The 18,236-nt window shown below is 67.0% G+C and carries 14 protein-coding genes; 8 read left to right on the top strand and 6 right to left on the bottom strand.

Annotated features, from left to right (window positions below; translation table 11 throughout):
• Positions 1-53: 53 nt before the first annotated feature.
• From ACUVWL_RS07685 to ACUVWL_RS07660, 6 genes are all read left to right on the top strand, one after another.
• Positions 54-2,519 (top strand): GH92 family glycosyl hydrolase, encoded by a 2,466-nt coding sequence (locus ACUVWL_RS07685; protein ID WP_075077211.1) that lies wholly within the window; start codon positions 54-56, stop codon positions 2,517-2,519.
• Positions 2,520-2,615: 96 nt separating this feature from the next.
• A complete protein-coding gene (locus ACUVWL_RS07680; RefSeq protein ID WP_014646964.1) occupies positions 2,616-3,665 on the top strand; it encodes a LacI family DNA-binding transcriptional regulator in 1,050 nt (349 codons plus the stop codon).
• A gap of 60 nt (positions 3,666-3,725) precedes the next feature.
• Entirely contained in the window at positions 3,726-5,039 is a 1,314-nt protein-coding gene (gene fucP / locus ACUVWL_RS07675) for an L-fucose:H+ symporter permease (protein ID WP_032957977.1), read from the top strand.
• 7 nt (positions 5,040-5,046) lie between these two features.
• Positions 5,047-6,042 (top strand): carbohydrate kinase family protein, encoded by a 996-nt coding sequence (locus ACUVWL_RS07670; RefSeq protein ID WP_049441047.1) that lies wholly within the window; start codon positions 5,047-5,049, stop codon positions 6,040-6,042.
• Positions 6,039-7,265: an AGE family epimerase/isomerase gene (locus ACUVWL_RS07665; protein WP_014646967.1), complete on the top strand. Its 1,227-nt coding sequence runs from the start codon at positions 6,039-6,041 to the stop codon at positions 7,263-7,265. The genes ACUVWL_RS07670 and ACUVWL_RS07665 overlap by 4 nt, the downstream gene beginning before the upstream one ends.
• A 77-nt stretch (positions 7,266-7,342) precedes the next feature.
• Positions 7,343-9,961: a beta-mannosidase gene (locus tag ACUVWL_RS07660; protein WP_445979002.1), complete on the top strand. Its 2,619-nt coding sequence runs from the start codon at positions 7,343-7,345 to the stop codon at positions 9,959-9,961.
• A gap of 86 nt (positions 9,962-10,047) precedes the next feature.
• Here ACUVWL_RS07660 and mtnC read toward each other — a convergent pair whose 3' ends face one another.
• From mtnC to ACUVWL_RS07635, 5 genes are all read right to left on the bottom strand, one after another.
• Complete coding sequence (gene mtnC / locus ACUVWL_RS07655) at positions 10,048-10,743, bottom strand: acireductone synthase (protein WP_014646969.1); 696 nt, start codon at positions 10,741-10,743, stop codon at positions 10,048-10,050.
• A gap of 3 nt (positions 10,744-10,746) precedes the next feature.
• Entirely contained in the window at positions 10,747-11,304 is a 558-nt protein-coding gene (locus tag ACUVWL_RS07650; protein ID WP_005409451.1) for a 1,2-dihydroxy-3-keto-5-methylthiopentene dioxygenase, read from the bottom strand.
• A gap of 92 nt (positions 11,305-11,396) precedes the next feature.
• Positions 11,397-12,038 (bottom strand): methylthioribulose 1-phosphate dehydratase, encoded by a 642-nt coding sequence (locus tag ACUVWL_RS07645; protein WP_445979001.1) that lies wholly within the window; start codon positions 12,036-12,038, stop codon positions 11,397-11,399.
• Between the two features lie 555 nt (positions 12,039-12,593).
• Complete coding sequence (locus tag ACUVWL_RS07640) at positions 12,594-14,021, bottom strand: amino acid permease (RefSeq protein ID WP_014646971.1); 1,428 nt, start codon at positions 14,019-14,021, stop codon at positions 12,594-12,596.
• Positions 14,022-14,102: 81 nt separating this feature from the next.
• On the bottom strand, positions 14,103-15,578 hold the full coding sequence (locus tag ACUVWL_RS07635) for an amino acid permease (protein WP_014646972.1): 1,476 nt from the start codon (positions 15,576-15,578) through the stop codon (positions 14,103-14,105).
• A gap of 131 nt (positions 15,579-15,709) precedes the next feature.
• Between ACUVWL_RS07635 and ACUVWL_RS07630 the strand changes: the two genes are divergently transcribed.
• Both ACUVWL_RS07630 and ACUVWL_RS07625 read left to right on the top strand, forming a co-directional pair.
• Complete coding sequence (locus tag ACUVWL_RS07630; protein WP_197606707.1) at positions 15,710-16,324, top strand: NUDIX hydrolase; 615 nt, start codon at positions 15,710-15,712, stop codon at positions 16,322-16,324.
• Positions 16,324-16,716, top strand: a complete 393-nt coding sequence (locus tag ACUVWL_RS07625; RefSeq protein WP_053495366.1) for a hypothetical protein — start codon at positions 16,324-16,326, stop codon at positions 16,714-16,716. Before ACUVWL_RS07630 ends, ACUVWL_RS07625 begins: the two co-directional genes overlap by 1 nt.
• A 125-nt stretch (positions 16,717-16,841) precedes the next feature.
• Here ACUVWL_RS07625 and serA read toward each other — a convergent pair whose 3' ends face one another.
• Positions 16,842-18,083, bottom strand: a complete 1,242-nt coding sequence (gene serA, locus ACUVWL_RS07620) for a phosphoglycerate dehydrogenase (protein WP_005416356.1) — start codon at positions 18,081-18,083, stop codon at positions 16,842-16,844.
• Positions 18,084-18,236 lie beyond the last annotated feature (153 nt).

The following is an 18,236-nucleotide window of genomic DNA, read 5'->3' as shown; positions in this document are numbered from 1 at the left end:
TGCCGGAAGGCCCGGGCCGTCTGTCTCTGCGTCATCGACTACAGGAACCCGACATGCGTCCAGTGCCGTCCGCTCCCGCCGTCCCATCATCCTCGCGCCCGCTGGCGCGCCTGGCCTGCCTGCTTGCGCTGTCGGCGGCGCCGATGCTGCTGCAGGCCGCGCCGGCAGCGCTGGAGCGCGAGGTCAACACCTTCATCGGCAGCAAGGACGACGGCAACACGTTCCCGGGTGCGTCGGCACCGTTCGGCCTGATCCAGGTCAGCCCGATCGGCAGCCACTATTCGGGTTGGCGCTATGACGACGAGAAGATCCGTGGCTTCGGCCACTCCTTCATCTCCGGTGCCGGCTGCTGGGAACAGGGCGGCCAGGTGTCGGTGCTGCCGGTCACGGGCTCGATCGGTCCGGGCGGCGATTTCGATACCGGCAACGCCAGGCAGTTCGACCACAAGGCCTACGCCGCGTCCTACACCCACGATGGCGAGGTCGGCCAGGCCGGCTACTACAAGGTGCGGCTGACCAGCTACGGCGGCATCGATGCCGAGGCGACCGCGCGTACCCGTGCTGCGGCCGAGCGCTACACCTTCAGCCAGCGCAGTGGCGATGGCCACGTGCTGGTCAATGTCGGCCAGGCCAACGAGCGCCATTCGGTGATCGGCAGCGTGGTCGATGTGGTCGGCGACCGCGTGGTCGAGGGCAAGCTGGTCACCAAGAGTTTCTGCGGCGGCCATCAGTACACCACCTGGTTCCGCATCGAGTTCGACCGTCCGTTCAAGGCGCATGGCACCTGGGGTGAGGGCGGCGGCCTGCCGGGCGCGCGCCACAGCATGGAAGGCGAGCAGAAGCCGAACGGTGCCTGGCTCAGCTTCGACCTGGCCAAGGGCCAGTCGGTGACGGCGGTCAGCGCGATCTCGCACGTGGATGCCGAAGGCGCGCGCACCAACCTGCGTGCCGAGGGCATGCAGGGTGGGTCGCTGCTCGGTTTCGACCGCATGCGCGCGCTGTCGCAGCAGGCCTGGCGTGAGCAGCTTGGCCGTGTACGCGTGCAGGGCGGCACCGCCGATGACCGCACCGTGTTCTACAGCGCGGTCTACCACGCGCTGCTGCAGCCGATGACCGGCAACGATGCCGATGGCCGCTACCGCGGCTATGACGATGGCATCCACCGTGCCGAAGGCTGGACCTATTACGAGTACTTCTCGCTGTGGGATACCTACCGCGCGCAGAACCAGTGGCTGGCACTGACCCGCCCGGACGTGGCGCGCGACATCGGCCGCACCCTGCTGGCGATCGATGAGCAGGGCGGTTGGCTGCCGCGCTGGGGCTATGCCAACTTCGAAACCAACATCATGACCGGCGATCCGGTCACCCCGTTCATGGTCGACCTGTGGCGGTTCGGTGCACTCAAGGGCCGTGAATCGCAGGCGTGGGATGCGCTGCGCCGCAATGCCTTCGGCACGCCGCCGCTGAATTCGCGCATGGCCGGCCGCTCCGGCAACCCGACCTACCTGGACAAGGGCTACGTGGCCTATGACCGTGCATTCCCGTCCAAGGGCATGGACGTCGATCCGCACCACGGTGGTTCGGCCACGCTGGAGTACGCGCTGGCCGACTGCGCGCTCTCGCAGATGGCCGACGGCCTGGGCCATGCCCAGGATGCGGCGACGCTGCGCGAGCGCGGCCGCAACTGGCGCAAGGTGTGGGACCCGCAGGTGCGCGACGCCGAGACCGGCTTCACCGGGTTCCCGCGCCCGCGTACCGAGGACGGCCAGTGGTACACCCCGTCCGACGGCCATTACAGCCCGCGTTCGCACCACGGTTTCCACGAGGGCACGGCGTGGCAGTACCAGTGGCTGGCGCAGCAGGACGTGCCGGGCCTGGTCGAAGCGATGGACGGCCGCGAGCAGGCGGGCCGCCGCCTCGATGCGTTCTTCGCGATGGACGCGCTGCAGGCCGATCCGCTCAATGCCGCCCGCAAGGCGTGGGTGGTCGGGCCGTACAGCTACTACAACCAGTTCCGCTACAACCCGAACAACGAGCCGGACCTGCACTCGCCGTGGCTGTACACGCTGATCGGCCAGCCGTGGAAGACCGCGGCCGTGGTGCGTGCGGCGCAGCAGCTGTTCACCAATGCCCCCAACGGTGTGACCGGCAACGATGACCTCGGCACGATGTCGGCCTGGTACCTGTTCAGTGCCATCGGCGTGTACCCGGCGGTGCCGGGCAGCGGCCAGTTCCTGCTGCACACCCCGCGCTTCAGCAAGGTGGAAGTGGACATGGGCAATGGCCGCACCCTGCGCATCGACGCGCCGGGCGCCGATGGCCGCCGCCTGCAGTATGTGCAGGGCGTGCAGGTCGATGGCCAGGCGCATGCACCGGTGTGGCTGGACTGGAACCGCCTGCAGCAGGGCCCGCGCGTGCGCTTTGCGCTGGATGCGAAGGTGCCGGAGCAGGGCTGGGGCACGGCGGTGAAGGATCTGCCGGTATCCTGGTGCGCGGCACCGGGCAGCCAGCTGCGCTGAGCCGGACTGTGCCGTTCGCGGTGACCCAGCGAACGGCACGGCACGACACGGCCCTGATCCATTAGGCTTGAGCTTCCAGCGGAGTCCGGGAAGACGATGAACGACAACGGCAGCAGTCCCAGCAAGCGCGCCGGCAAGGCGGTGACGGTGACCGACATCGCGCGTGCGATCGGCGTGTCACGGGCAACCGTGTCGCTGGTGCTGCGCGGCAGCCCGCTGGTCAATGTCGATACCCGCGCCAAGGTCGAGGCCGAGCTGCGCCGCCAGCGCTATGTCTACAACCGCGCGGCGGCCAACCTGCGCCGGCGCACCTCGTCGAGCATCGCGCTGGTGATCAACGACCTGTCCAACCCGTTCTTCGCCGAATTCGCGTCAGGCGTGGACGAGGCGCTGGGCGGGCGCGGTTACGTGACGTTGCTGGGCAGCACCGGGGAATCGCCAGAGCGCCAGCAGGCCGTGCTGTCCACGCTGATGGAGCACACCCCGGCCGGCCTGATCCTGTCGCCTGCCGAGGGCAGCGACACCGCGCAGTTGCGGCAGGCGCTGGGCGCCAATGCCAACGTGCTGCTGTTCAACCGCGAACTGGCCGGGGCTGACTGGGACTTCCTGACCCTGGACAACCAGCACGGCGCCTATCTGGCCACGCGCCACCTGATCGAGCGCGGCCATCGCCAGATCGCCTTCTTCGGCGGCCACGCCGCATCCAGTTCCTGCCACCAGCGCCGCGCCGGTTTCCAGCAGGCGCTGGCCGAGGCCGGGCTGTCGCTGCCGCCGGGTTGGATGATCGAGTCGGCGCCGAACCGCCTGGAAGCAGCAGCGCGCACCGATGAACTGTTTGCCGATGGCCATCGTCCGAGTGCGGCGGTCTGCTACAACGACACCGTCGCGCTGGGCCTGATGCTGGGCTTGAACTCGCGTGGCATCCGTCCCGGTGGCGACTTTGCCGTTACTGGTTTCGATGACATTTCCGAGGCTGCGGTGGCGGTGCCACCGTTGACCACGCTCACTGCCGACCCGCGCGAGCGTGGCCGGCAAGCGGCCGCGCTGCTGCTGCAACGGCTGGACGAACCGGATGCGCCGCCACGGCGCACGGTCGCGCCGGTGCAGCTGCGCATCCGCGAAAGCAGTGCTGCGCGACCGAACTGATTCCTTTCATACACCCCTTCCACGCAACAACGACCTTCCGCGCATCGAGGCGCGTACCGCATGCCGATTTCCGCAACGCCCCGTCCATCGGGTTCCTCGGGCAACGCACCCGCCGTCACCAACGGCAAGGCGTTGGCTGTCGTCACCACGATCTTCTTCATGTGGGGCTTCCTGACCTGCCTCAATGACATCCTGATCCCGCACCTGAAGGCGGTGTTCGAACTGAACTACGCCAAGGCGATGCTGGTGCAGTTCACCTTCTTCGGCACCTATTTCCTGATGTCGCTGCCGGCGGGGCGGTTGGTGGCGGCGCTGGGCTACAAGAAAGGCATCGTCGCCGGCCTGGTGATCGCCGGCATCGGCGCGCTGGGCTTCTGGCCGGCGGCCGAACTGCGCGTCTATGGCGCCTTCCTCGGCGCACTGTTCGTGCTGGCCACCGGCATTACCGTGCTGCAGGTGGCCGCCAACCCCTATGTCGCGCTGCTGGGCCCGGAGCAGACCAGCTCCAGCCGCCTGACCCTGGCGCAGGCGCTGAACTCGCTGGGCACGGCCATCGCCCCGATCTTCGGCGGCATGCTGATCCTGTCCAACACGGTCAAGAGCGCTGACGACATCGCGGCGCTGCCGGCCGCCGAGCAGCTGGCCTACCGTGCCGCCGAGGCGCAGGCTGTGCAGGGTCCGTACGTGGGCCTGGCGGTGGCGCTGGTGCTGCTGGCGCTGTTCGTATTCCTGTTCCGCCTTCCGGCGCTGAGCGACGCCACCGAGCAGGCCGACCAGGGCCACCACCACAGCTACCTGGATGCGCTGCGCAAGCGCCACCTGCTGCTGGGCGTGCTGGGCATCTTCTTCTACGTCGGCGCCGAAGTGTCGATTGGCAGCTTCCTGGTCAACTACCTGTCGATGCCGAACATCGGTGGCTTCAGCGAGCAGCAGGCCACGCATTACGTGTCTGCCTACTGGACGATGGCGATGATCGGCCGCTTCGCCGGTTCGGCGCTGCTGGCGCGCTTCTCGCCCAGCCGTCTGCTGGCGATCTTCGCGCTGGTCAACGTGGCGCTGCTGGTCACCACCATGCTGAGCTCCGGCAACGTCGCGCTGTACTCGGTGGTGGCCATCGGCCTGTTCAACTCGATCATGTTCCCGACCATCTTCGCGCTGAGCATCGAGCGCCTCGGCCCGCTGACCAACAAGGGGTCCAGCCTGCTGATCATGGCCATCGTCGGCGGTGCCGTGGTGCCGTACCTGCAGGGCGTGCTGGCCGACCACATCGGCGTGCAGGCCAGCTTCATCCTGCCGCTGCTGTGCTACGGCTACATCATTTTCTACGGACTGGTCGGTGCGCGTACGCCGGCCTCCGCAACGCAGGGAGGCTGAGTCCGGAATGGGTGCCATCGTTTGCTTCGGCGAAATTTTGATCGATCTACTAGCACAGCCGCCGGCCTCGGCCGACACCCCGCGTGCGTTCCTGCAGTACGCCGGTGGGGCGCCGGCCAACGTCGCGGTGGCGGCTGCGCGGCTGGGTGCGAAGACCCAGTTCGTCGGCATGCTGGGCCGTGACATGTTCGGCGACTTCCTGGCCGACAGCCTGGTCGAGCACGGCGTGGGTACCGATTACATCGTGCGCACCGACGCGGCCAAGACCGCACTGGCCTTCGTGGCCCTGGATGCCAATGGCGAGCGCAGCTTCAGTTTCTACCGCCCGCCGGCGGCTGACCTGCTGTTCCGTGACAGCGACTTCCAGGCGGCGTGCCTCGACAGCGCGCAATGCTTCCACGTCTGTTCCAACAGCCTGACCGAGCCGGCCATCGCCGAGGCGACCTTTGCCGGCATGGACCGTGCCCGCGCTGCTGGTGCGGTGGTCAGCCTGGACCTCAACCTGCGTCCTGCCCTGTGGCCGGCGAACGAGGACCCGACGCCGCGCCTGTGGCAGGCGCTGGAACGCGCCGACCTGGTCAAGCTGTCGCGCGAGGAGCTGGACTACCTGGCCGCGCCGCTGGGCGCCGATGGCGAGGCGGCGGTGCTGCGGCGCCTGCTGGCCGCGCAGGCGCGCTGGGTGATCGTCACCGATGGTGCAGCCACGCTGCACTGGTACACCCGCGACAACCACGGCACGGTCACCAGCTTCCGCGTGGCCACGGTCGACACCACGGCGGCCGGTGATGCCTTCGTCGGCGGCGTGCTGGTCGGCCTGCTGGAGCGCGGCGGGGCCGGTGCCGGTTTTACCGCCTTCTGCCAGGACCCCGAGGCGATCACCGCCACGCTGCGCTTCGGCGCTGCGGTCGGCGCGCTGGCTGTTACCCGCAAGGGCGCGTTCGCCGCGATGCCCTCGCTCGATGAAGTGCAGCAGCTGCTGCAGGCACAGGACATTACCGCATGAGCACCTCGCCCGATTTCCGTTCGCCCGCGTTCCTGCGCGCGCACATCGCCGACACCATGGCGTTCTACCACCCGCGCTGCATCGATCCCAATGGTGGCTTTTTCCACTACTTCCGTGATGACGGCAGCATCTACGATGCCAGCCATCGCCACCTGGTGAGCAGCACCCGTTTCGTCTTCAACTACGCGATGGCCTACCGCGAGTTCGGCAATGCCGAGTACCGCGACGCGGTCGAGCACGGCGTGCGCTACCTGCGCGAGGTGCACCGCAACCCCGCCACCGGCGGCTACGCCTGGACCCTGCGTGATGGCAAGGTCGAGGACGACATGAACCACTGCTACGGCGTGGCCTTCGTGCTGCTGGCCTACAGCTGCGCGCTGAAGGCAGGTATCGAGCAGGCGCGCGCGTGGATGGACGAGACCTGGCAGCTGCTGGAAGCGCGCTTCTGGGAGCCGCAGCACGGGCTCTACAAGGATGAAGCGGACGGCCAGTGGAACTTCACCGGCTACCGTGGACAGAACGCCAACATGCACATGTGCGAGGCGATGCTGGCCGCGTTCGAGGCCAGTGGCGAGCAGCGCTATGTGGAGCGCGCGCTGCAGCTGGCCGACAACATGACCCGCCGCCAGGCGGCCAAGGCCGGCGGGCTGGTCTGGGAACACTACGATGAGAACTGGGAGATCGACTGGGACTACAACCTGGACGACCCCAAGCACCTGTTCCGCCCGTGGGGCTTCCAACCGGGGCACCAGACCGAGTGGGCCAAGCTGCTGCTGATCCTCGATCGCCACGTGCAGGCCGACTGGCTGGTGCCGACCGCGCAGCACCTGTTCGACGTGGCCGTGGCGCGCAGCTGGGACGAAGCGCGAGGTGGCCTGTACTACGGCTTCGCACCGGAATCGCGCCGGCAGCCGGGCATGGATGGCGCGCCGATCGGTGGCGACAGCTTCGTCTGCGACGACGACAAGTACTTCTGGGTGCAGGCCGAAACGCTGGCGACCGCCGCACTGATGGCCAAGCGCACCGGCGATGACCGCTACTGGCAGTGGTACGAACGCATCTGGGCGTATTCGTGGGAACACTTCGTCGACCATCAGTTCGGCGCCTGGTTCCGCATCCTCGATGCCGACAACCGCAAGTACAGCGACGAGAAGAGCCCGGCCGGCAAGGTGGATTACCACACCATGGGCGCGTGCTACGAAGTGTTGAACGTGGTGCGTTGAGGCGCGTGTCGCCATACGCATGATGAATCGGAATCAGTAGCGCCGGGCCACGCCCGGCGGAAAAACAGGAGCTCCGCGTGCATCGTCTTTCCCTCGTTGTCCGTCTGCTCCTGCTGCTGGTCGCAACGTCGGCCTTCCCGGCAATTGCAGCGCCTCTGCAGGCACAGTGGGAGTTCCGCATGCTGCCCGGCGACGCGCAGGGCGCCGCCCACCCAGGCCTGCAGCAATGGCGTGCGGCAACGGTGCCGGGCAGCGTGCACACCGACCTGCTGGCGCATGCGCTGATCCGCGACCCGTACGTGGGTGCGCCCGAAGCGGAGCTGCAATGGATCGGCCTGGCGGCCTGGGAGTACCGCGCGCGCTTCGACGTGGACGCGGCGATGCTGGCCAAGCCCCATGCCGAACTGCGCTTCGACGGGCTGGACACTTATGCCGAAGTCAGCCTCAACGGCAAGCCGCTGCTGCGCGCGGACAACGCGCACCGGACCTGGCGCGCGCGCGTGGAAGGGCATCTGCGCGCCAGGGGCAATGAACTGCAGATCGTGTTCCGCTCACCGATCCGCACGCTGCTTCCGGGCGTACAGGCGATGCCACACAGGATCGCTGGCAACTACCCGTCGCCGTATGGCGATGAGCCGAAGGACGCGATGGTCGGAAACTTCGCGCGCAAGCCGGCCTACCACTTCGGTTGGGACTGGGGCCCGCGTTATGTCACCGCCGGGGTCTGGCGCGGGGTCGACCTGCAGGCCTGGGATACGCACCGCCTGACCAGTCTTGCCGTGCGCACCGATGCATTGAGCGCGGAGCAGGCGAAGCTGGCGGTGCTGCTGCAGGTGGAGCAGGGCAGCGCCACCGGTTCTGCGGTCGTCAATGTGGAAGTCCTCGATCCGCAGGGTCGCAGCGTGGCCCAGCAGCAGCGCACCGTACTGCTGAAGCCCGGGCAGAACAGTGTTGAACTACCGATTGAACTGGCGGAACCGAAGCGGTGGTGGCCGGTCGGCCATGGTGCGCAGGATCGCTATACCGTGCAGGCGCGCTTGGATGGCGGTGCCGACGCAACGCTGGTGCGCGAGCAGCGCATCGGCCTGCGCACGGTCGAACTGCGCCGCGAAGAGGACGGCAAGGGCGGGCAGGGCTTCGCCTTCGTCATCAACGGCGTGCCGATCTTCGCCAAGGGCGCCAACGTCATTCCGTTCGATGCCTTCCCCGCACGCGTCGACGCAGCACGTCTGCGCCAGGTGCTGACCGCCGCGCGCGACGCCAACATGAACATGCTGCGCAATTGGGGCGGTGGCTACTACGAGGACGACGCGTTCTTCGACATCGCCGACGAACTGGGCCTGCTGGTCTGGCAGGACTTCATGTTCGGCGGCGGCATGCAGCCGGGCTACGATCCGGCCTTCCGTGCCAGCGTGGTGGCCGAGGCGCGCGACAACGTGCGCAGGCTGCGCCATCACCCCAGCATCGTGCTGTGGTGTGGCAACAACGAGGAAGAAACCGCCTGGAAGGACTGGGGTCACGGCCGCGACCTGAAGGCGGCCGACCCGGCATTTGCGGCGAAGGTCTGGCAGGGCTATGTCGACCTGTTCGGCAACGACCTGCGCCAGGTGGTGGGCGAGGAAGGACTGGGCGTACCGTACTGGTCCAGTTCGCCCAGCAACGATCTGGACGAGAAGGCCAACGATTCCACCCGCGGCGACAAGCACTACTGGCAGGTCTGGGGCAATCCGGCGCTGCCGGTGCAGGCCTACCTGCGTGAGACGCCGCGCTTCATGTCCGAGTACGGGCTGCAGGCGTGGCCGTCGGTGGCGACGGTGGACCAGATCGCCACCCGCGCCGAACAGCGCATCGACAGCCCGGTGATCCGCGCGCACCAGAAATTCATGGCCGGCGAGGGCAACAGCCGCCTGCTGCACTACATCGAACAGGGCTATGGCACGCCGAAGGACTTCGAGGACTTCGTCTACCTCAGCCAGGTCATGCAGGCCGATGGCATTGCACTGGCGGCGCTGCATCATCGCGCCTCCCGGCCATACACGATGGGTTCGCTGTACTGGCAGCTCAACGATGTCTGGCCAGGCGCCTCGTGGTCCAGCGTGGATTACTTCGGCCGCTGGAAGGCGCTGCACTTCGCCGCGCGGCGCTTCTTCGCGCCGGTCACGGTAGCCGCGCTGCGCGATGAGGGCAGCACGCGGGTACGCCTGATCAATGACGGTGCGGCGCTGGATGCACGTTGGCGGCTGCGGGTGATGGACGTGGAAGGGAAGGTGCTGCGCCGTCGCGAGGATGCGGTGACGCTGGCGGCGTCGGGCGTCACCTCGATCGGTGATTTTCGCGATGCCGAGTTGCTGGCCGGTGCCGATCCGAAGCGCACGGTGGCGGTGTTTGAGCTGCTGCAGAACGGGGCGGTGAGCGCACGGCAGGTGGTCGGATTCGTCGAAGCCAAGGACCAGGTATTGCCGCGGCAGAAGCTCAAGGCCACCTTGTCCATCGAAGGCGACCACTATCGACTGCGGCTGGAAAGCGCGGCGTACGTGCGCGCGGCGTGGATCGACTTCGGCGCGCTGGACGTGCAGGTCGAAGAAAACCTGCTGGATCTGCTGCCGGGCGAAACCCGCGATATCGCGGTGCGCGGCCCGGTGGATCTGGTTACCCTGCGCGAGGCGCTGAGGGTGAAGACCCTCAACGACCGTTGAGCAAAAAAGGGGACGGAGGGGATTAAGTCGTTTGTGGCACACATGGGCCACAAACGACTTAATCCCCTCCGTCCCCATTTTCCTGCTTACAGCTGGATCTGCTGGAAGTTCTCGACCCGCTCGTGGCCGTTGGCGGACTGGCCGGTACGCGGCATCGGGTAGTCATCCAGGCGATCGATCAGCCGGGTCTGCAGGCCGGCTTCGCGGGCAGCATCCAGTTCTTCGACCACATCGGACAGGAACAGGATCTCGCCGGCCGGCACGCCAATGGCCTGCACGATGCGGCGGTAGCTGTCGGCCTCACGCTTGCCACCCATCTCGGTATCGAACCAGCCCGACACCAGCGGGCTGAGGTCACCGGCATCGCTGAAGCCGAAGAACAGCTTCTGTGCCGGCACCGAGCCGGAGGAGTACACGTACAGCGGCAGGCCGGAGGCATGCCAGCCCTTCAGCACCGGTGCCACTTCCGGGTAGAAGTGCGCGGTGTAGTCGCCGCGACGGTAGCCCTCATCCCAGATCAGGCCCTGCAGCGCCTTCAGTGCGGTGTGCTTGCGGTCCTGGTCAATCCAGCCCTGCAGCGTCTCGGCCACCAGGCTGTCCTGGCAGGCGCCGCCGATCTCGGTAGCCACCGCGTCCAGCCAGCGGCGGACCTCCGGCTGCTGGCCATGTTCGGCGACGAACGCGGGCAAGGCCTTGCGGGCATAGGGGAACAGCACGTTCTTGACGAACGAGATGCTGCTGGTGGTGCCTTCGATGTCGGTCAGGATGACGCGGGGCTGCATGGATCAGGACGCCTGGGTAGGTACGTAACGGGGGAACTTCTGCGCGATGTCGGTGCCGGTGAAATGACCCACCCAGCCGTCCGGCTCGGTGAAGAAGCGGATCGCCACGAAGCTCGGTTCATCGCCCATGTCGAACCAGTGGGTGGTGCCATCGGGCACGGCGATCAGGTCGTCCTTCACGCACTCGATCTCATAGACCTTGTCACCCACGTGCAGGGTGAACAGGCCCGAGCCTGCGACGAAGAAGCGCACCTCGTCTTCCTTGTGGAAGTGCTCGTCGAGGAACTTCTTGCGCAGCTCGGCGCGGTTCGGGTTGTCCGGGGCGATCGAGGCCACGTCCACGCTCTTGAAGCCGCGCTCGGCGACCAGGCGGTCGATGTCCGCACGGTAGGCGGCGAACACTTCCTCCTGGCTGGCGCCCGGCGCGACTGGCGCGGTGGCCTGCCAGCGCTCGAAGGTGACGCCGATCTTCTGCAGCTCGGCAGCGATGACCGCGCCGTCCTGGGTGTCCAGCAGCGGCGATTCGGGGCGGGTGTCGTCGTAGATGCGCAGTCGGCTCATGGCGGCAGCTTGAACGTCTCGGGGGGAAGACAGGGTAGCAGGGTGGGGGCGAGGCGCAGATTCCGGATCGGCATCTGCACCTGCGCGCGGGCTCAGCCGCGCAGCTTGCGCAGCTCGAGCTCGCAGTGGAACAGGAATTCGAAGGCTTCCAGGTGCCGGCGCGCCTCGGCCATGTCACGGCCCCAGGCATACAGGCCGTGGCCGTCGATCAGGTAACCCCACAGGTTCTGCCGGTCGAGCAGGTCGTCGACCTGCGCCGAGAGCACGTTCATGTCCTGGGTGTTGGCGAACACCGGCACGTCGATGGCCATTTCATGGGTGCTGTTGCCGGCGAAGGCCTTCAGCAGCTCGTAGCCTTCCAGGCGGATATGGCCCTGCGGCGCGTACAGGCGCGAAGCGATGGTCTGCACCGGCGAATGCGTATGCAGCACACAGCCGATTTCCGGGAAGCGGCGGTACAGCCGGGTGTGCAGCAGGGTCTCGGCGGACGGGCGCAGCGGGCGACCGACGGCCAGGCCGTCGAAGTCCACCACCATGATGTCGTCCTCGATCAGCCGGCCCTTGTCCTTGCCGGACACGGTGATCGCGGCGTGGCGGTCATCCAGGCGGTGGGAGAAATTGCTGCTGGTGGCCGGGGTCCAGCCGGCGTGCGCCAGTTCGCGGACGTTGTCGATCAGCAGCTGGGCCAGTTCGCTCAGGCGCGCGGTGTCGTACGGGAAGGTGGGGGCGTTCATGCCGGCGATTTTACTGGATTCGGCCAACGGCTGAGCCCCTCGTGGCGGGTCGTGTAGAGCGGTTCATGGGCGGGCGGGGCGGGTGGGCCGTGCAGGGGACGCTGCAAGTACGTCCCTGTAAGCTCGATGGCGCCATACATGGCGCCAACGCCCCTGCACGGCCCACCCACCCGCCTCGGACAGGTTCCGGCGTGCGGCCAGCCACGGAGTGAAGAAGGAAAAGCGAAAAGCGGGTCGCGGCGCTGGGCTTGCTCGGAGCCGAGCATGGCTCGGCTCTACAGGGGATTCATCGACCGGAGAGAATTCATCTCTCAGACGCAATTCATCCACGCATGGCGTGGATCTACCGGACGTGCCAGGAGACTGTCGGAGGCGGGGAGGGGGGAGGTTGCGGGGGCGTGAGCCGCATGGATGCGGCGACCGAGCTTACAGGGATGTACTTGCAGCGTCCCCCGCAATCTCCCCCCTCCCCGCCAAACCCTCAGCCCAGCTCTTGCCGTCGCTCCGGCTTCAAAGGCGGGTGCAGGGCCGCAGGCCCTGCAATACAAAAACCCCTTACTGACCCCGCAGGCGGCTGTGCCGGAACCCGTAGCAGAAATAGATCACGAAGCCGACGAACGTCCATACCCCCATCAGCATCCAGTTGTGCATCGTCATCGCCGACAGCAGCGCCAGGCAGCTCAGCACGCCCAGGCTGCAGATCAGCCACGCCATCGGCATGCGGAACGGGCGCGGCAGGTCCGGCTGGGTGCGGCGCAGGATCAGCACGCCGGCACAGACTGCGGCGAACGCGATCAGCGTGCCCATTGAGGTCAGCTCGCCCAGGATGTCCAGCGGGAACAGCGCCGCCAGCAGCGCGATGCCGATGCCGGTGATCACGGTGTTGATGTGCGGGGTGCGGTACTTCGGGTGGATCCTGGTGAACACCGGTGGCAGCAGGCCGTCGCGGCCCATGATCATGAAGATGCGCGGCTGGCCGATGATCATCACCAGCACCACCGAAGACAGGCCGACCAGCGCACCGACCTCGACCACCCAGCGCAGCCAGCCCAGCTGTGGGTGCGCGGCCACGGCAGTCACCACCGGCTCGTCGGTGCCCAGCAGCTGGAACGGCACCAGGCCAGTCATCACTGCGGCCATTGCGATATACAACACGGTGCAGATCACCAGCGACAGCATCATGCCGATCGGCATGTCACGCTGCGGGTTCTTCGATTCCTGCGCCGCCACCGATACCGCCTCGAAACCGATGTAGGCGAAGAACACCATCGCCGCGCCACGCAGCACGCCTTCCATGCCGTACTTGCCCGGGCCTTCATTGGCCGGAATGAACGGGGTCCAGTTGCTGGTGTCCACGTATTTCCAGCCGACCACGATGACCAGCACGATCAGGCCGGTCTTGAGCACGACCATCGCCATGTTCATCGCCGAGGACTTGCTGATGCCGACGTAGCACAGCCAGGTCAGCAGCAGCACCAGTGCGGCGGCGGGCAGGTTGGCGATCGCGCCGGTGGGGCGCAGCTGCGCGTCCAGTGGCGCGCTGACCAGTGCCGCCGGTAGATGGATGTCGAACTGGCTGAGCAGGCTGAGGAAATAACCGGTCCAGCTGACCGCCACCGCCGAGGCGGAGACGCCGTACTCGAGCACCAGCATCCAGCCGATGAACCAGGCCGAGAGCTCGCCGAAGGTGGCGTAGGTGTAGGTGTAGGCGCTGCCGGAGACCGGCACCATCGAGGCGAATTCGGCATAGGCCAGCGCGCAGAAGGCGCAGCAGATGGCGGCCAGCACGAAGGACAGCATGATCGCCGGGCCGGCGTGGTTGGCGGCGGCCTGGCCGGTGATGACGAAGATGCCGCCGCCGATCACCGCGCCGATGCCCAGGGCGGTCAGCCCCCAGGGGCCAAGGTGGCGACGCAGGCTCAGGCCGTTGGCGTCTTCATGGGCGGCATGCGGATGCTTGGTGGCCCACAGTTGCTTGAACATGTGTGGTGGTCTTGTCGAAGCGCGCCATGGGCGGCGCGCGGGAAAACGGACGGGCCGGCGCGAGGCCGGCCCGAAGGCGGATCAGGGCGACTTGGCGAGCTTGCTGTTGCGGATGCCGTAGCCCAGGTAAATCAGCAGGCCGAGCAGCGTCCAGCCAACGAACAGGTGCCAATGCACCACGAACGCCTGCCAGAACAGGAACAGGCAGGTGGCCGCGCCGAGCGGGCAGATGATCCAGACCATCGGCACGCGGAACGGGCGGTGCAGGTCCGGCTTGGAATAGCGCAGCACCAGCACGCCGATGCAGACCGTGGCGAAGGCCAGCAGGGTGCCCATCGAGACCAGCTCGCCCAGCACGTTCAGCGGCACCAGGCCGGCCAGCGCGGCGGCGATCACGCCGACCACGATGGTGGCGACGTACGGGGTGCGGAAGCGGGCGTGGACCTTGCCGAAGAACTTCGGCAGCAGGCCGTCGCGGGAGATGGTGTAGGCGATGCGGGTCTGGCCCATCATCATCACCAGCACCACCGAGGACAGGCCGGCGATGGCGCCGACTTCCACGAACGTCTTCAGCCAGGACAGGGTCGGGTAGGGCTCCAGCGCGGTCGCCACCGGCTTGTCGGTGCCCAGCAGGTGGTACGGCATCATGCCGGTCAGCACCGCACAGACGATGATGTAGACGATCGTGCACACGGCCAGCGAGCCGAGCAGGCCGATCGGCATGTTGCGTTGCGGGTCCTTGGTCTCGCCAGCAGCGGTGGAGACCGCATCGAAGCCGATGTACGCGAAGAACACGATGGTGGCGGCGCGGAAGATACCGCTCCAGCCGAACTCACCCGGCACGCCGGTGTTTTCCGGAATGAACGGGTGCCAGTTGGCCGGGTCGATGTGGGCCGCGCCGATGCCGATGAACAAGCAGATGACGGTGACCTTGATCGCCACGATGATCGCGTTGACGAACGCCGACTGGGTCACGCCCACGTACAGCAGGCCGGATACCGCCGCCACGATCAGCACCGCCGGCAGGTTGAACAGCTTGCCGGAGGAGACGAACTCGCTGCCGGTCCAGGCGATGGGCGCGGCGCTGAGCATGTCCGGGAAGGGCATGTGCAGCGTGGTGGTGATGAAGCTGATCAGGTAGGCCGACCAGCCCACCGCGACCGAGGCCGAGGCGAACAGGTACTCCAGCACCAGGCACCAGCCGATGAACCAGGCCATGCCTTCGCCGAGGGTGGCGTAGGAATAGGAGTAGGCACTGCCGGAGACCGGCATCATCGCCGCGAACTCGGCATAGCACAGGCCTGCCAGCGCACAGGCGAAACCGGCCAGCACGAACGACAGCATCACCGCCGGGCCCGCGTGGTTGGCTGCGGCCTGGCCGGTCAGCACGAAGATGCCTGCGCCGATCACCGCACCCACGCCCAGCAGGATGAGGTGTTTAGCCGTGAGGGTCCGTTTCAACGTGGCTTCGCCGTCCAGGCTGCCTTCGATGGGTTCGCCGGCATCGACGTGCCCGGCCGGCTCGACCGGCTTGACCCTCAACAGAGCTTTCAGCATGCAGTACTTCCTAGTGATCGGATGGGGTGGGCGGCCGATACGTTGCCGGCTGCCTTGATGGTGAAGGCCGTGCGAACGGCCCGCTGTACCTTAGCCAAAGCTGAAGCCAACGCACAAGCGCAATCGCAACAATGAACGGCGATAATGAGCAGTATTTTTCCGAACCGCCCCCATTCATGAGCCAGACCGCCGAAACCCTTGCCGCGCTTGACGATCGCCTGCGCGGCCTGCTCCGGGACTACGCGCGCCGCGAACCCGCCCACGACGCCCTGGCTGCCGAATTCGGCACATTGCTGGATGATCCGGAAGATCCGTTCCGCCGCGAGCGCTTGGCCGGCCACTTCACCGCCAGCTGCTGGCTGGTCAGCGCCGATGGCCAGCGCCTGCTGCTCACCCACCACCGCAAGCTGCAGCGCTGGCTGCAGCTGGGCGGCCACGCCGACGGCGACCGTGACCTGGCCCGGGTGGCGCTGAAGGAAGCCGAGGAGGAGTCGGGCCTGAGCGGCCTGGTGCTGGAAGACCCGGCCATCTTCGATCTGGACAAGCACTGGATTCCGGAGCGCAAGGACGTGCCGGGACACTGGCACTACGACGTGCGTTTCGTGATCCGGGCGCTCGGTGGCGAGGCATTCGTGCTCAGCGAGGAATCGCTGGACCTGGCCTGGCGGCCGGTAACCGAGGTCGCGGCCGACCCGGCGTCGGATGAATCCATGCAGCGCATGGCGCGCCGCTGGCTGGCACGTTGATGCTCTCGGACGGCTGTGCCGCGTTTGTTGCGGCTCATGCCTGTGGCGAGGCGAAGCACGATGCTGCCCTTGCGATGATCAAGGCTGCATTGCCAGTCATCACATCCATCGACTGGGAGCGCGTGCCATCGCGCCTGGAGGTCCCCGGGGTGGGGCGGGAGCGGCTGGCGCAGGAGTTGAGCGCCATTGCAGATGCTGTTGGCTTGCCAAGCGAGGCTGCGTTGACGGTTGTCCAGGTGGATGGGGCGGTACCTTCGCTGGGCAGCCGCCTGCAGGACTGGCTGGTTCATGCCGAGGAGCTGGATTTCGTCGATACGCTGTTCCTGTCGATGGAAGACAGGGTTCTGATCCATTGGGACTTTTACAAGAACCTCCACGCCGTAAGGTTCTGAGGTGTTCCATCCACGCATGGCGTGGATCTACTGCGGGATAGCGCGAAACGCCAGTAGATCCACGCCATGCGTGGATGGTGCGACGCCGGAAGCAATCCGCCGGGGCATGCCCGGCGACGCCTTGCTCAATACAGGATGCGCGTCCGCAGCGTGCCTGGAATCGCGGCCAGTTCGTCGCGGACGGCGGCGGCCTGCGCCTCGCTGGCGGTGATGTCAATCACCACGTAGCCCACCTTCGGGTCGGTGCGCAGGAACTGGCCGTCGATGTTGACGTTGTGGCGCGAGAAGATCTCGTTGACCCTGGACAGCACGCCCGGCACGTTCTGGTGGATGTGCAGCAGGCGCAGGCTGTCTTCGTGTTCGGGCAGGGTCACTTCCGGGAAATTGACCGCCGACAGGGTGCTGCCGTTGTCGCTGTAGCGCACCAGCTTGGCCGCCACCTCCACGCCGATGTTGTCCTGCGCTTCCAGCGTGCTGCCGCCCACGTGCGGGGTCAGGATCACGTTGTCGTGGCGGGTCAGCGGCGATTCGAAGATATCGCCATTGCCCTTCGGTTCGACCGGGAACACGTCCAGCGCGGCACCACCGACGTGGCCGCTGGCCAGGGCCGCGTCCAGTGCATCGATGTCGACCACGGTGCCGCGCGCGGCATTGATCAGGTGCGCGCCCTTGCGCATCTTCGCCAGCTCGGTGCTGCCGATCATCCACTGCGTGGCCGGGGTCTCCGGCACGTGCAGGGTGACGATGTCGGCGCGGGCCAGCAGATCGTCCAGGCTCGCCGCGGCACGGGCATTGCCCAGCGCCAGCTTGGTTTCCACGTCGTGGAAGATCACCTGCATGCCCAGCGATTCGGCCAGCACGCCGACCTGGGTGCCGATGTGGCCATAGCCGATGATGCCCAGGGTCTTGCCACGCACCTCATGGCTGCCGCTGGCCGACTTCGACCAGCCGCCGCGATGGCATTCAGCGTTCTTCTGCGGAATGCCGCGGGTCAGCATGATCGCCTCGGCGATCACCAGCTCGGCCACGCTGCGGGTGTTGGAGTAGGGCGCGTTGAACACCGGGATGCCGGCCAGCTCGGCTGCGTCCAGGTCGACCTGGTTGGTGCCGATGCAGAAGCAGCCCACCGCGATCAGGCGCTTGGCCTCGGCCAGCACCTCGGCGCTGAGCTGGGTGCGCGAGCGGATGCCGACGATGTGCGCCTCGGCGATGCGCGCCTTCAGTTCGTCCTCGGGCAGCGCCTTGGTGTGCGCCTCGATCTGGCTGTAGCCGGCGGCGCTGAACACCTCCACGGCGGTCTGGCTGACCCCCTCCAGCAACAGCACGCGGATATCCTGCTTCGGGAACGAGGTCTTCTTCGGCGACATGGGGCAACACGGCCAGTGGGACAGGGGCTGACCACTATGCCAGATCGAAGCGCCCATGGTGCAGTGCGCAATTGGTTGCATCCGTAGCTATCTGTATCGCTGCGGGGCTGGACGCTGGCGCGTACCGCTGGCACGCTTGCCCGTCTTCACGCA

This window comes from Stenotrophomonas muris (assembly GCF_052751275.1).
Note: the sequence above shows the minus strand (reverse complement) of the source record. Positions and strands in the feature narration are given on the sequence as shown.